This is a genomic window from Legionella sp. ST3F1 (genome assembly GCF_048553315.1).
GTDB lineage: Bacteria > Pseudomonadota > Gammaproteobacteria > Legionellales > Legionellaceae > Tatlockia > Tatlockia donaldsonii.
The window spans coordinates 449,704-464,185 of the sequence record NZ_JBLZIO010000001.1 but is presented as its reverse complement, the minus strand read 5'-3'; the positions used below and the strand labels follow the sequence as shown (position 1 = coordinate 464,185).

The window sequence follows — 14,482 nt, the reverse complement described above, 5'->3', positions numbered from 1 at the left end:
AACCTACATAAGGTAGCAATCCGCAATAGTCCTTTAAATCAACGTACTCTCCACCATGCGCCGCAACATGGTCGGCAACAAGGGTTTCACATAAACATGATTCGCCCCATCGCCAAACAGTGTTTCCCCAAAGGCTCATCCACATGCGCTGAAATCACAATAATGGGTGTCCTTTCATAAGTAGGATTTGCCCGAATCAACGGCAAAATTTCCTCCCCCGGCCTATCCGGTAAACCCATTTATACCCTGTCAAACTCACCTGCACGTAATATTCTCAATAGTATAAAAAGGCGTATATATGATGGCGATTTTCAAAAGGAAAATTTTGAAAATATAAGAATTATCTCCAGGCCAGACGGAGGCATCGATGTTGTAGTTGAATTAATCAGGCTGTTGCCATAACCAAAAATTTTCTACAAAGTTGAGCACATCACCTAATAGCGCGTTAATTATCATTAATGAGAGATTGTCGGGTCATGACCCGACCTACCAATCAAACCACTCATTTAACTTCGTAATCAACTCATCAACCCCTTCCTTCTTCAATGAAGAAAAGGCTTGTACCGTGACAAACTCGTCCATCAATTGATAATGGCGACGCACTTTTATCACCGCATTTTTAACGTCACCACGGCTTAATTTGTCTGCCTTGGTCAGTAGGATATGGACGGGTAATTCGCGGTTTAAAGACCAGTCAACCATCATCTTATCCAACTCTTTCAACGGATGGCGGCAATCCATTAGCAACACCAAGCCCTTTAGGCATTGGCGCACTTCAAGGTAATGCGCTAAATTTTTCTGCCAATCCAGCTTCACTTGCTGGGCAACCTGGGCATAACCGTAACCGGGTAAATCGACCAAACGCCGTTGGTCATCCAGGGTAAAGAGATTGATTAATTGGGTACGCCCCGGTGTCTTCGAGGTCCGCGCGAGTTGTTTGATGCCGGTTAGGCAATTAAGGGCACTGGATTTACCAGCATTCGAGCGTCCAGCAAAAGCGACTTCAAAGCCCTCGTCAGCAGGGAGATGCTCAACACGCGCTGCGCTTTTTAAAAAACTGGCCTGAGTGTATGGATTTCTTAACATTATTTTTCAATTTCATTTTGGGATTTTTGCTCAGGCAGTGTACCATTAAATGAGATAAAACCTTCGGAAAAAGAATGAAAAAAATCGTGTTTGCGGTTGTACTATTCTGCACATGCGCGATCCAGGCTGCTGAAGTGGCTTCTTCGGTTGAAGAAAAAGCGGCTCTCTGCGTTGCCTGTCATGGTGCAAAAGGAATTAGCACTAATCCTGAGTGGCCAAGCCTTGCGGGGCAACATGCAAAATACCTGCTCAAACAAATGATCGATTTCAAAAAAGGCAGCACTCGTAATGCGCCAACGATGACTGCAATCCTTGCCAACCTCAATGAACAGGATATGGCAGCATTGGCTGAATTTTATGCCAAACTCCCTTTGCCAGAAGGCTCTGTACCAAAAAAATATTTAAAACGGGGTGAGCAATTGTATCGCGGCGGTGACTTCGATAAACATATTACTGCCTGTATCGCCTGCCATGGCCCCAGAGGGACAGGTAATGAGCAGGCGGGATTCCCCGTGTTATCAGGGCAACATGCGCTTTATACGATACAGCAACTTCAAGCCTTTAAAGATCAAAAGCGCAAAAATGATTTGAATTCCATTATGCGTGATATAAGTGCACGTATGAGTCCAGACGATATGGCTGCGGTAGCCTATTACATGCAGGGTTTGCATTAATCCTGGGCTCATAGCTTAAAATCCCGGATTACAGCCTTCGGCTTTCATCCACGCTACATATGTCGTCGGGTCAGGGGCCCGACTTACCTGACTATAAACACAAGCCAGCGAAATGGATAGCTCTCTAATTAGTTCGAAAAAATACAAATACACCTGGGTTTCATGTAAACTGCACGTTCTCAAACATTTTGAAGTGAGAAACCATGTTAAAACGTTTTTTATTAATTGCTTTATTACTGCCCGCGTTAGCTTTCGCTGACGATTTTGTGGCAGGAAAAGACTATGAATTAGTCAACGGCAATACAACAACACAACCCAAGAATAAAATCGCTGTAACAGAATTTTTTAGTTATGGCTGCCCTTGGTGCTATCGTATCGAGCCTACATTGGCGGGCTGGGTAAAGAAACAGGGAAATAAAATTCAATTCTCCCGCGTACCGGTCGTGTTTCATAAAGATTGGAGTTATTACGCCAAGGCTTACTACACCGCTCATGTTCTAGGCTTGGAAGCAAAACTCAACCCGGCTTTGTTTAAGGCTATCCAGGACAATAAGCAGTCACTGAATACCAATCAAGCCATGATTGATTTTTTCACAGCCCAAGGTGTAGCAAATGCGACTGCAAAAAGTGCTTTTGAAAACTCAACCACCATTGATATGAAAGTGACTGCAGGAACAGCCTCTATGGCTCGTTTCCGTATTAACGGCGTACCGGCTGTTGTTATCAATAACCAATACAAGACTGATTTGCAAATGGCAAAAAGTGAAGAACGTTTGTTTAAAATTCTTGATTTTCTGTTAGCGAAAGCCCATCAAAAAACAGCTTGATGTACCACCAGCCACCGGATTTTCCGGTGGCTTCCTATAGCTATTTCACCAGCGCTATAAAAACAGAATTCTGTTTTATATCGAACGCGGGTTAGTTAATTTTAGTAGAGCCTGAGATACCTGGATTTTCCAAACTTAAAATACCGCTGGTAAAATCGTAAGCAAAAATCTCCGCATAGCGTCCCCAGTCAATCATGGTACGCAATACCCGCTCTGATTCCTTTTCACTCAAATAATCTTCCAACTTGCTTAAGAAGCGTTCCTCGGAAACGCGATGGCCTATCTTTTCATCCAGGACGCGGCGAATATAACGTGCCAGAGGTACTTTTTCCAATAAACGTCTGGCAAATAATTGCTTACGCTCTTGCAAATCGGCCTCAGAAAATTGTTTGCCCAGTTCACTCAACTGGATATCCCCATCGGAAACTTTGGCAAAACCCAGAATTTCCAGTGTTTCGAGGATAGGGAACAAATCATCAATGTTCATCATTAACTCATCAGCAAGCTCTGGTAAATCAATACGCTCCTCAAAAGATTTCATCGTTTCGATAAGACCTGATAATTCTGAAGGTTCTACATCCGGCAAACGATAGCCGAGGCCAATTTGCCGCTCGCGTTGGGCACGCCTTGCCTTTTCCTTGGGACCAGTGGTCATCAAGGTATAAATTTTATCAACCAACGCATGGTACTCCGGCGTGTCAGGCTCACGCGGTTGCGGCAATGTAACCTGTAATTCAGCGCGAATGTAACCCGGATCAGAACCAAAAATAACAATGCGATCAGCAAGGGTTGCCGCTTCTTCAATATTGTGCGTGACCAACAAAATACCATTCGTGTTGGTCTTTTTCTCTTGCCATAATTCGAGTAAATCCGATTTAAGGTTTTCTGCTGTCAACACATCCAGCGCAGAAAAAGGCTCATCCATCAATAACACATCGGGATTAGTCACCAGAGCCCGTGCAAAACCTACCCGCTGCCGCATTCCGCCTGATAACTCCTTGGGAAAAGCCGACTCAAAACCATCCAAACCAATGGTATCAATCGCTTCAATAGCGCGATGACGACGCTCCTCTCGACCTACCCCTTGAGCTTCCAGACCGAGCTCCACATTTTCCAATACAGTCAGCCAAGGCATCAGCGCGAAGGATTGGAAAACCATCGCAATACCCGGTACAGGTCCTGTGACGGCTTTACCGCGATAGCTTACTTTTCCTGCCGAGGGTGGTACCAACCCCGCAATAATACGCAAAAGAGTTGACTTTCCGGAGCCCGATTTACCCAGCATGGCGACAATTTCGCCTTCCTGTAATTTAAAATTGACATCCTCAAGCACCAATAAATCTTGCTCAGATGCTTTCTTAAAGGATTTACGACAATTTTCAAGAGCAATAATGGTTTCTGACATCGATGCCTCAATTAAAATGAAAGCGCTCTTCCGCCAAACGATAGAGCGGGCGCCAAATTAGGTGATTAAACGCCAAGACATAGGAACACATCATTGCCGTACCTAACGCAATTTTCGGAAAATCACCGGCAATCGTGCTGGCTTGTATATATTCCCCCAAACCGGTTGCCTTTAACGTGGTGCTCCCCCAGCTGACCCATTCTGCCACAATACTGGCGTTCCAGGCACCGCCTGCAGCAGTAATTGCGCCAGTGATATAAAAGGGGAAAATACCGGGTAACGCCAGTCGTTTCCACCATTGCCATCCCTTCACACCAAAATTATCAGCTGCCAAATAAAGATCTCGCGGAATGGTTGATGCCCCAGCAATCACATTAAATAAAATATACCACTGCGTACCCAGAATCATCAGTGGCGTTACCCAAATTTCCACGCTTAAATTAAACCGTACAATGGCAATTACAAATAAAGGATAGAATAAATTAGCAGGAAATGCGGCAACAAACTGGATGACCGGCTGTATTTTTTGCGCCAGGCGCGGCCGCAACCCTATCCAGACTCCCACGGGAATCCAAATGAACGAACTGATAATAATCAAAACAATGACGCGGGTACCGGTAGCAGCCCCAAGAAGAAACACGTGAACAATCTCGCTGACCTTCAGTTCAGCAAGAATGAATTCCAGCAATAACCAACCACTCCCAATAATGACCAACCAAACGATTGCATACCATAGCCAATCAAGGTGTTTTTGACGGTGAAAATCGACTTCTTTCACCACCTTCGGTCCTCTACGGCGAAAACACCGGGCATTAACAAAGTTATCTTTGACAATATTGAGCCCTTTGCCAAAGCGCTTGGTCAATCGACTGCCGCGCAGCAAATCAATGAGCCAGGATTGATATTCTTCTTCATCCGGTGCCTGTTCCATTTTAAATTTCTCTGACCAGGCTATCAGTGGTCTAAACAGAATCTGATCATAGAGAAAAATAACAATAACCATGGTTAAAATAGCATACCCTACCGCATGCAAATCACGCCGCTCGATAGCCAGGGCAATATAAGAGCCCACGCCAGGTAAACGGATATCCTGATGAGCGACAGCAATTGCCTCTGATAAAACAACGAAAAACCAGCTTGCGGACATAGACATCATCATATTCCACAACAAACTGGACATGGAAAAAGGGACTTCAACCTTCCAAAAACGCTGCCAGGCAGATAGTTGGAACATGGCCGAAGCCTCTTTCAAGTCATGAGGCAAGGTCTTTAACGATTGATAAAAGCCAAAAATTATATTCCATACCTGCGCCGTAAAAATAGCGAAAATACAGGCACATTCTGGCCCTAATAAACTGCCGGGGAAGAGATGAATAAAACCGGTAACGGTAATGGATAGAAAACTTAATACTGGCACGGATTGCAAAACATCGATTGCCGGAATAACAACTTGCTCAGCACGCCTGTTTTTTGCTGCCAAGGTACCGACGATAAACGTGAAAATAATCGACAAGGCCAGGGCAATAAACATCCGCAACACGGTACGCAAAGCATAAAAAGGTAATTTTGATGGCTCAAGCGAAATGGGTAGCGGATCCCCCAATTGATAGGGGCTTGCCATCTGTTTGCCTGCCCAACCAAGAAAAAATAACACAGAGAAAATAAGAATCAGGAGCAACAGATCCCAGCGGTTAATAAAGCGACTGACATTTTCGCGGTTGGCAAAGTAAAAACGACTGTTGCGCACAATGCCCCCTCATTATATTCACGCCATTGAACCGAACTATACCTTATCCAATCAAAAGAGATACCTGAATTTTGATTGGCGATTAAAAAATGGATTTTGCAAAAGGCCTAAGTCACTTATTGAATAACCCAAAACCGCATAAAATAACATAAATACCGGCTTATCGGTATATAGTCTGTCCTTGCGAACCCATTAAATTTAATAATTTATTTTATTTCGGATGAACTTTTTTCAAACAAATGTGTCTAATAAGTGAGCATTCCCCCGAGTGCTCTACTCTGCGTTCCCCTCTTTATGCAGAGTAGTGTCCGTACGAGAATGTCGGACACCCGTTTTCCCCGGCTTTCAGCCGGGGTTTTTTTGTGTTTTAAACCCGTCTACAATTAACTAAAAATCTTTACGAGAGAATACCGTGCGACACATTAAGCGCTATGCCGTATTAATCACCCTTTTTTCCTGCTCTTTGACATGGGCTGCACCCGCTTCGGAGGATACCCAGATGGCTGTATGGGTCAACGAAGCCATTGTCGCTACCTATACATTTAATTATAAAAATTTTATCGAGCGGCAACGAGAAATCGCCAAATATTTTACGGCGACAGGCTGGACGGCCTACAGTGCAGCACTCAATGCGTCCAAACTCCCTGATGCAGTGCAAAAAAATTCTTATTTCGTCAGTGCAGTAGCAACATTACCCCCTGAAATCAAGGTGATCAATGCCGCGCAGTGGCAAGCTGTCATGCCCTTACTCGTTATTTATAGAAACCCTCAATACCAACAAAAACAAAACTTACGGGTCACCGTTAACTTTAACCGGGCACCATCAGGTCAAGGTGTACGAGGTTTTGCTATCAGTAGTCTGCAGGCCCAGGTAATAACGCCGCCTTGCCAATGTCAGCAAGAAGTGGATAGCACCGCTACAACAAGTGGTACCCAATCACCCCCAGGTGCACAATAATTAGTAAAAAAAGTAAGATAATAATCAAATTTAATTTGCGGGGCATGGTAATATCAAGCGCGGCCTGCTCCGGATGATTGGGATTATAAAAAATGTCAATTTCTTCGTCTTTTTCGAAGGCGATCGCCGCACGATAAGCCACTTTACGCGCATATTTACTATTAGGATTATTGTGTGACGTGTCCAAAAAGAGGTATTCACCAATAAAATCCCTATCAAAAACCTGATAAGTATATTCTATTTTCGGCCACAACTGGTGTCCTTCACGAGTCCAGACAAAACGTGTGATACGTCCTTTAGTAATAAGCCAGAATTTGGTTTGCTGTAACGATTGCCGATCCCGCCAGAAATGCCGCAACAAAACCAGTAAAAAAAGTAACCAAAGAAGATCAAGCAGCCAATGCCAGGACACAAGCCAATTCGTCACGGATATTCCTATGAGCAATGATACTTTATCCTAGAGCAAATACCCAAGTTAAGCAAAGGATTCGCTAGCGAGTTTCTGAAGAAATACATTGCTATTTTTAGCCATTCTGCTTATTTACAAGCACACAACTGGAGGACTATGCTTGATATGAGTGGTAATGGACTATCTAACCGCTTAGGCAGTTCAACTTCAGCGGAGGAAGTAATCATGCATAGACTATTTACTATTTTAATACTCATCAGCAGCAGCTTATCCTTCAACGCGCTTGCGCAGCAATCAGGTGGTAGCGGCGGTGGAGAAGATCTCAAAGGGGTTTGCGAATTGTCCGGCGGTAACTGGACCGGTTCAGAAACAGGTAATTGGGCTTGCTGCTGGCCTGATTGGGGTTGCTACGGCTGCGTTGACGGCAATTGCAAAATTAAATGTCACACACAACGCTGTAAAGACGCTAATGGCGTAGGCAGACCAAGCACCAATGAAATATTGTTGCAAGGGATAGCGCCAGCAGGCATGAAAGCACCTATTGTTCCTAAAAGGCCAAAGGCGACTATAAAAAACCCATCAAGCTCAACACTGCAAAAAACGCAGTAATTAATCGGTTCGACATAAAAAGCCTCGTGCTTTTTATGTCGTCCAATGAAAGTCATTTTGAGGGATCATCGTTAATAGCCACCTCTGCTGGCTGAGTGGTTTTATTTAATGCTTGCGTTTGACGTCGACGCATAATAAAGAGGTAGCTGACCACTACAGCAACGATGATGATACCCAGAGACCAAAAGGGCCTGATAGCGAACCAGGCTATTGCCGTTGCGATTGACCAAAGGATAAAACCGCAAACAAAAGCAATCAAGCCCGTACCAAATCCGACAATAGAACCTAATAGGGGTAGTACATCTGCCAGGACAACCAACGGCTTTAATACCAGGGAAAATCCAGCAACCATCGCCAGCAAGGAAACCAGACGCAGGATCCAGGTGATAATTCGATTTTCAACCAGCGCATCATGAATCATTTGGTCCGGTGATTCTTGTCCGGAAGTCAGGAGTATCACCTCTTGTCCAGCTTTAGCCATATAGGGTTGTAAGGTATTTCCTGTCTGTTGGCCAATAATACTAACCGTTTGCGGTAAAACCGCTGTTGCCTTAATGCGTAGATCGCCAATTTGCGGATTTTGGTAATCCTGTCCCCCATAGAGTTGATTATTGACATAATGGACTGGTTTATTGATTTGTTTCTGGATCGCGGAGAGATTCACTTTGGAAAGGTTAACAGGACTTGTTTCACTAATTTCACTAATCAGGCTTTGTGGAAGGAAGAAATCTCCCACAGTGACTGTCTGAGCATATTGCTGTTGGGACTCAACGGGCATTGCCGCAGGATTCTGATGCCCAGCCTGATCGTTAAACGACGAACTATCAAGCAGTTTCTGTGACCAGATTTTTTTGTAATTATACGTTTTTATTGTTTTCTCTGAGCCGCCCATCTGCGATTCAGTTTTCGTTTCTGTATATTCTTTCCATTGATACATTTCTACAGTTCTCGTGAGACCAATGGCGTTTTCTTTAATGCCAAGGAAAGAATCGGTCAGAATATCGTTGGTCGTTGCCAAACCACTGAAATAGACAACCCGAAGATTATTTTTATTATCAATAGGGGCATTAGGAACAGAAATTAATACGCGTTGGGCCTCTACTAGCGATTGAGCCCTGTGCAAGCCATGGCCTTCATTCCAGAAGGTGAGGACAAAAGAACCGATAATTAAAAGAATACCGGAAAAAATACCTATAAAAGCGTCTTTTATACGGCTACCCCAGGAACGCGTACTGATTTCTTCTGTCATCTCAATCCTCCCTGAATCAACTCCATCGCTGCCCGAGTGATAAGTACTCTGCTCTTCACACGCAAAAAATATGCCCGAGAAGCCACGGAGCAGGCATTTCCAGTACCTGGCTCCGTGCTACTTAGAGAATGTCAAACTTAATTGACCCGTGTGTAAGAATTATGACCAATGAAACGTGCTCCCAGGTTTGGCTGCTGATTGTTCTGTGCCTGGTGGGCGACAACCCAGGTTGTGTCGAGTGATTTCTTATTTTCAGCCATATTGCCAATAATACTGAGTGCTGAACCACAGTCAGGGTAATCAACGCTGATAGTAAAAGCATTCCCTGTCAGATAACCAACCAGAGGACGTTTTTGACCAATGGCTTGCTGACATTCTTTCGAAGCAACAGCGGTAGTAAAATAGCCTGTTACATTACCTTCTTTCGCAACAGTTAATTCTAAAACAGAACCCTTTTCATTTTTAAAAACCATAGCATCTGCAGCGAAGCCAGCTTGACTGACCACTGATAGACCTAGTAATGCGGCATAACCTAACTGTTTGAATGACATTCTTTAATCCCCTGTCTAATGATAAGCGCGCAAGAAGAATAATGGATTATCCGATTATTTTCTATCTGCAAACTGCGAAAAATGATGGCGCTCTTAAACAATAAGATTAATGATGTGTATCATCCACTTGTCGTTATAACTCATCTCGGTATAATCATTCGCACCAACGCGCAGAAAAGAGGGAATTATATGATTGCAAAAACACCATTGCATGCTAATCATTTGGCACTTGGCGCTAAAATGGTTGATTTTCATGGCTGGGAAATGCCCTTGCATTATGGCTCACAACTGGAGGAGCACCATTACGTTCGTCAACACGCCGGCATGTTCGATGTTTCTCATATGACTGTTGTTGATGTACTGGGCGCGGGCGGACGACAATTTTTGCGTAAGTTGTTGACTAATGATGTCGATCAACTCGAGCATACCGGACGTGCACTTTACAGTTGTATGTGTAACGAACATGGCGGAATCATTGATGATTTAATTGTTTATCAACGCGCCTCTGATAATTATCGTATTGTCTTAAACTCAGCAACCCGTTTACGTGATCTGGCCTGGATCCGCGCCAAAAGCGAAGGCTTTTCTGTAGGCCTGCAAGAACGAAACGAACTCGCCATGCTGGCTGTCCAAGGCCCGGAAGCCATAACCAAAATAATGTCTATTCTGACACCGGCCCAAAGCGACGGTGTGTCTACACTAACCAATTTCGAATGTGTTGATGTCGATAGCTGGTTTTTTGCCCGCACGGGCTACACCGGTGAAGACGGCTTTGAAATTATTCTGCCCCACGATGCAGCAATTAATCTCTGGCAGTCTCTCTTACAAATTGGCGTTAAACCCTGCGGTTTGGCTGCACGCGATACCCTAAGATTAGAAGCTGGCATGCTGCTATATGGCCAAGATATGGATGAATCCACTACCCCGTTGGAATCCGGTTTGGAGTGGACTGTAAAATGGCCGCCAGAAGATCGCGATTTTATCGGGATGGGCGCTTTATTGTCACAAAAGCAGCAGGGCGTTAAACGCAAAATGGTCGGCTTGATTATGCAAGATAAAGGGATTATGCGTACCGGTCAACGTGTTGTGGTCGACGGACAAAGTGACGGCGTGATTACTAGCGGCACTTATTCACCCACCCTGGGAAAATCGATTGCCCTGGCGCGCGTACCTGCAAATACCGGTGAACAGGTCATGGTTGACATCCGCGGTAAATTAATTCCCGCGAAAGTGGGTAAGCCGCGATTTGTTAAGCGTGGAAAAATATTGTAGGGCGATTGACTTCATCGCTAACGTTTATAATTTAAGAATAATAATGAGGAAAGGATAATGACAGATTTAAAATTTACCCGCACCCATGAATGGCTAAAAAGTGGCGAGGATGAATATACCATCGGTATCACTGAACATGCTCAACAACTGCTGGGCGATATGGTCTTTGTAGAGCTACCTGAAACAGGTGATGAATTTAAAGCCGGAGATGAATTGGGCGTTGTTGAATCTGTCAAAGCGGCCTCCGATTTCTATGCACCAATAAGCGGTATCGTTGTAGCGGTTAATCAGGAAGTGAGTGCTAATCCAGCACTGGTTAACAGCGACCCTTATGGAGCTGGTTGGCTAGTCAAATTAAAAGCGCATAATCCAGCTGAGTTAAATGAATTGTTGAATGCCGAACAATATCAAAACGAGATAGCAGAGGAACACTAATAATGCCTTATATTCCACACACAGACGACGATACGCAAGCCATGTTGGCGAGCATTGGAGCCAAACAAACACAAGACCTGTTTGATGAAATTCCCTCGTCTTTGCTCTATGGCGAACTAAAAAATATACCTGCCGGCCTCAGCGAAATGGCGATGCTAAAAGAAGCCCAACGTTTAGCAGATAAAAACCAAAATGGTATTTGTTTTATTGGTGCAGGCAGCTATGAGCATCATATCCCGGCTGCAGTGTGGGATATTGCATCACGCGGTGAATTTCTAACTGCCTATACGCCTTACCAGGCAGAAGCCAGTCAAGGAACATTGCAGTTACTCTATGAATACCAAACGATGATGGCCGAATTAACCGGGATGGATGTAGCCAATGCGTCGATGTACGATGGAGCCACGGCGCTCGCTGAAGCGGTTTTGATGGCAGTGCGTGTGAATAAACACAGTAAAACCAATCGCGTTCTGGTCGCCGGTACTGTTCACCCCTTATATCGTGAAACGCTGGAAACTGTGGTGCGTACGCAACATATTGAAGTCATCACACTGCCTTTTGATGAAAAAGAAGGGATCACGGCTTTATCTGCCCTGGACAAGTATCAAGGCGAGGATATTACGGCCTTAATTATTGCCCAGCCCAACTTTTTTGGCTGCCTGGAACAAGTCGACGCAATGAGTGATTGGGCCTATGCGAATCGCACAGTGAGCATTGCCTGTGTTAATCCAATTTCGCTTGCCCTCTTAAAACCACCTGGGCAATGGGGTTCTCGTGGTGTCGATATCGTTTGTGGTGAAGGCCAACCCTTTGGTTCTCCACTTGCCTCAGGCGGCCCTTATTTTGGATTTTTTAGCACCCGCATGGAGCATGTTCGTCAAATGCCAGGGCGTCTAATAGGCCGTACCCTCGATAAAGACGGCAAAACGGGCTTCAGTCTTACCTTACAAGCCCGCGAACAACATATAAGACGGGGTAAAGCGACTTCCAATATCTGTACCAATCAAGGTTTGCTGGTTACTGCCGCAACCATTCATATGAGTCTTCTTGGTGCTGACGGCATGCAACAGGTTGCCCGCCAATGCCATCATAACACCCAAACCCTGGTCGCAGCACTGAGCCAGATTGAGGGCGTAGACAAAGTATTTTCAGCACCTTGTTTTCACGAAACCCTTCTACGTTTTAATCAACCCGCTGCTTCGGTACTCCAGCAGTTACATGACGCAGGCATTGCTGGTGGTTATTCCGTCGAATCTCATTATCCGGGATTAAAAAATACCATACTGGTTTGTGCGACGGAGCTCCGTACAGAGGAGGAAATTGCTTATTATGCCAATTCACTCAGACAAATTATGTCTAAGCGAGGTAGTTGATGTTTATTGTACAGCTAACCTACAAAGCAGCGATAAGTGAAGTAGATAAGTATTTGCAGGCACATCGCGAATTTCTGGATTACCATTACAAGCAGGGTTTACTGCTGGCTTCTGGGCCAATGAAACCGCGCACAGGCAGTATTCTTATTGCTACAACCAGGGACAAAGCGCATTTGGAATCCATGTTGCAGCAAGACCCTTATTACCTTGCTGAAATTGCAGACTACCAGATTATTGAATTTACTCCTGTAAAACATCGTGAGGAACTCAAAGACCTCATTCAAGAAACGGAAGGCAAATTATGTTAATCTTTGAACGCTCTAAAGCTACCCGCCAGGCAACCGCCCAGGCCCCCCAAGGCACCGAACAGCAATTTGCTATTCCAGCTCATTTTTTACGCCAAACACCACCGCGTCTGCCAGCCTGCTCTGAATTACAGGTAGTACGCCACTATACCCGTTTGTCACAGAAAAATTTTTCCATTGATACTAATTTTTACCCCCTGGGTTCCTGTACGATGAAATACAACCCTCGCGGGGTGCATAAAGCGGCTTCTATTCCCGGCTTCAGTAATCGCCATCCTCTAGCCTTGGAACAAAGCAGCCAGGGCTTTCTGCAAGCGCTTTATGAATTACAACTTTATCTGACCGAAATTACCGGGATGGCTGGTGTCTCTTTAACACCAATGGCTGGCTCACAGGGCGAGTTTGCTGGTGTAGCAATGATTAAGGCCTATCATCAATCACGTGGTGATACGCTCCGTGAAGAGATCCTTATCCCTGATGCGGCACACGGCACTAATCCCGCTTCGGCCGTGATGTGTGGTTTTAAAGTCGTTGAAATTCCTACAGCAAAAGATGGTGATATCGATCTCGAACAGCTGCGCTCTAAAGTAGGTCCCAAAACAGCGGGCATTATGTTAACCAATCCTTCCACGCTTGGTTTATTTATGCGCCAGATTAAAGAAATTGCTGAAATTGTCCATCAGGCGGGCGGGTTACTTTACTATGACGGCGCCAACCTGAATGCTATTTTGGGTAAAGTAAGACCTGGGGATATGGGTTTTGATGTCATGCATTTAAACTTGCATAAAACGTTCGCCACCCCCCATGGCGGCGGGGGGCCAGGGGCAGGTCCTGTAGCAGTCGGAAAACGCCTGCTTCCCTACTTACCGCTCCCTGTTGTAGTAAAAGAAAAAGAAGCCTACCGCTGGGCAACGAGAACAGACTACCCGCAAAGTATTGGCCGCTTATCCTGCTTTATGGGTAATGCCGCTATTTTATTACGCGCTTATTTTTATACCCGTGTTCTTGGTAAGGAAGGTTTATTGCGCGTCTCTGAGTTTGCTACTCTCAATGCCAACTACTTACTTTCCCAACTAACCCAAGCCGGTTTTAAACCCGCTTATCCTGGCCGGCGTGCTTCCCATGAATTTATTCTGACTATGGGGCAGGAGAAAAAAGAGTTTGGCGTTACGGCAATGGATTTGGCGAAACGGTTATTGGATTATGGCTTTCATGCGCCAACAACTTATTTCCCTTTACTAGTGCCGGAATGTTTATTGATTGAACCCACTGAAACCGAATGCAAAGAAGAATTAGATGGTTTTATCAGCGCCATGCAAGCTATTCGTCATGAAGCACAAATAAATCCAGACTTATTAAGAGATGCACCTCATAGCCTGCCTGTTAAACGTTTGGATGATGTCAAGGCAGCGAGGGAATTGGATTTGAATTATTATGGCCATCATGACTCATAGAAAGCATTAAGCTTATCCAATTCCTTATAAGGGCTGATTCAGCAAGGCACAACCTCTGTTGAGCAAATCAGCCCTTGAATTTTTCCACCATTCAAAGCACTTAAAAAATATATTCATCACAAAACCAT

Annotated in this window: 16 protein-coding genes; 10 read left to right on the top strand and 6 right to left on the bottom strand. The window is 44.7% G+C overall.

The window, feature by feature from the left end; translation table 11 throughout:
• A partial coding sequence (locus tag ACN4Z1_RS02185; RefSeq protein WP_419413438.1) for a hypothetical protein occupies positions 1-180 on the top strand: 180 nt, incomplete at its 5' end.
• A 306-nt stretch (positions 181-486) separates the two neighbouring features.
• On the opposite strand, the gene yihA is transcribed toward ACN4Z1_RS02185, so the two are convergent.
• Positions 487-1,086, bottom strand: coding sequence for a ribosome biogenesis GTP-binding protein YihA/YsxC (gene yihA / locus ACN4Z1_RS02180; protein ID WP_228363441.1), 600 nt, complete (start codon positions 1,084-1,086; stop codon positions 487-489).
• Positions 1,087-1,160: 74 nt separating this feature from the next.
• Between yihA and ACN4Z1_RS02175 the strand changes: the two genes are divergently transcribed.
• Both ACN4Z1_RS02175 and ACN4Z1_RS02170 read left to right on the top strand, forming a co-directional pair.
• Positions 1,161-1,760, top strand: a complete 600-nt coding sequence (locus ACN4Z1_RS02175; RefSeq protein ID WP_228363442.1) for a c-type cytochrome — start codon at positions 1,161-1,163, stop codon at positions 1,758-1,760.
• Between the two features lie 203 nt (positions 1,761-1,963).
• On the top strand, positions 1,964-2,587 hold the full coding sequence (locus tag ACN4Z1_RS02170) for a thiol:disulfide interchange protein DsbA/DsbL (RefSeq protein WP_115222408.1): 624 nt from the start codon (positions 1,964-1,966) through the stop codon (positions 2,585-2,587).
• A 91-nt stretch (positions 2,588-2,678) separates the two neighbouring features.
• Here ACN4Z1_RS02170 and ACN4Z1_RS02165 read toward each other — a convergent pair whose 3' ends face one another.
• Positions 2,679-3,992 carry an AAA-associated domain-containing protein gene (locus ACN4Z1_RS02165; RefSeq protein ID WP_115222407.1) on the bottom strand — a complete coding sequence of 438 codons (1,314 nt, stop codon included), beginning with the start codon at positions 3,990-3,992 and terminating at the stop codon, positions 2,679-2,681.
• A 7-nt stretch (positions 3,993-3,999) separates the two neighbouring features.
• Positions 4,000-5,739, bottom strand: a complete 1,740-nt coding sequence (locus ACN4Z1_RS02160; protein ID WP_228363443.1) for an ABC transporter permease — start codon at positions 5,737-5,739, stop codon at positions 4,000-4,002.
• A 412-nt stretch (positions 5,740-6,151) separates the two neighbouring features.
• Here ACN4Z1_RS02160 and ACN4Z1_RS02155 point away from each other — a divergent pair, with 412 nt between their 5' ends.
• Positions 6,152-6,697, top strand: coding sequence for a DotI/IcmL family type IV secretion protein (locus ACN4Z1_RS02155; RefSeq protein ID WP_419387984.1), 546 nt, complete (start codon positions 6,152-6,154; stop codon positions 6,695-6,697).
• On the opposite strand, the gene ACN4Z1_RS02150 is transcribed toward ACN4Z1_RS02155, so the two are convergent.
• The gene (locus ACN4Z1_RS02150; RefSeq protein WP_245954015.1) at positions 6,657-7,124 is read right to left on the bottom strand and encodes a DUF3592 domain-containing protein; all 468 of its coding nucleotides are present in this window, start codon (positions 7,122-7,124) and stop codon (positions 6,657-6,659) included. The two genes, ACN4Z1_RS02155 and ACN4Z1_RS02150, sit on opposite strands and share 41 nt — an antisense overlap.
• Positions 7,125-7,331: 207 nt before the next feature.
• Between ACN4Z1_RS02150 and ACN4Z1_RS02145 the strand changes: the two genes are divergently transcribed.
• Complete coding sequence (locus ACN4Z1_RS02145; RefSeq protein ID WP_419387983.1) at positions 7,332-7,715, top strand: hypothetical protein; 384 nt, start codon at positions 7,332-7,334, stop codon at positions 7,713-7,715.
• A 52-nt stretch (positions 7,716-7,767) separates the two neighbouring features.
• Here the strand turns inward: ACN4Z1_RS02145 and ACN4Z1_RS02140 are convergent, their stop codons facing one another.
• Together ACN4Z1_RS02140 and ACN4Z1_RS02135 are read right to left on the bottom strand one after the other, a co-directional pair.
• Positions 7,768-8,964, bottom strand: a complete 1,197-nt coding sequence (locus tag ACN4Z1_RS02140; RefSeq protein ID WP_419387982.1) for a TMEM43 family protein — start codon at positions 8,962-8,964, stop codon at positions 7,768-7,770.
• 137 nt (positions 8,965-9,101) lie between these two features.
• A complete protein-coding gene (locus ACN4Z1_RS02135; RefSeq protein WP_419387981.1) occupies positions 9,102-9,515 on the bottom strand; it encodes an avidin/streptavidin family protein in 414 nt (137 codons plus the stop codon).
• A 189-nt stretch (positions 9,516-9,704) separates the two neighbouring features.
• Here ACN4Z1_RS02135 and gcvT point away from each other — a divergent pair, with 189 nt between their 5' ends.
• The 5 genes from gcvT to gcvPB are packed head-to-tail and all read left to right on the top strand — an operon-like array spanning position 9,705 to position 14,354.
• Positions 9,705-10,787, top strand: a complete 1,083-nt coding sequence (gene gcvT / locus ACN4Z1_RS02130; protein ID WP_228363450.1) for a glycine cleavage system aminomethyltransferase GcvT — start codon at positions 9,705-9,707, stop codon at positions 10,785-10,787.
• Positions 10,788-10,844: 57 nt separating this feature from the next.
• Positions 10,845-11,222, top strand: coding sequence for a glycine cleavage system protein GcvH (gcvH, locus tag ACN4Z1_RS02125; RefSeq protein WP_228363451.1), 378 nt, complete (start codon positions 10,845-10,847; stop codon positions 11,220-11,222).
• Between the two features lie 2 nt (positions 11,223-11,224).
• Entirely contained in the window at positions 11,225-12,595 is a 1,371-nt protein-coding gene (gcvPA, locus tag ACN4Z1_RS02120; RefSeq protein WP_228363452.1) for an aminomethyl-transferring glycine dehydrogenase subunit GcvPA, read from the top strand.
• Entirely contained in the window at positions 12,595-12,903 is a 309-nt protein-coding gene (locus tag ACN4Z1_RS02115; protein ID WP_115222399.1) for a YciI family protein, read from the top strand. The genes gcvPA and ACN4Z1_RS02115 overlap by 1 nt, the downstream gene beginning before the upstream one ends.
• On the top strand, positions 12,897-14,354 hold the full coding sequence (gcvPB, locus tag ACN4Z1_RS02110; protein WP_228363453.1) for an aminomethyl-transferring glycine dehydrogenase subunit GcvPB: 1,458 nt from the start codon (positions 12,897-12,899) through the stop codon (positions 14,352-14,354). The genes ACN4Z1_RS02115 and gcvPB overlap by 7 nt, the downstream gene beginning before the upstream one ends.
• Positions 14,355-14,482 lie beyond the last annotated feature (128 nt).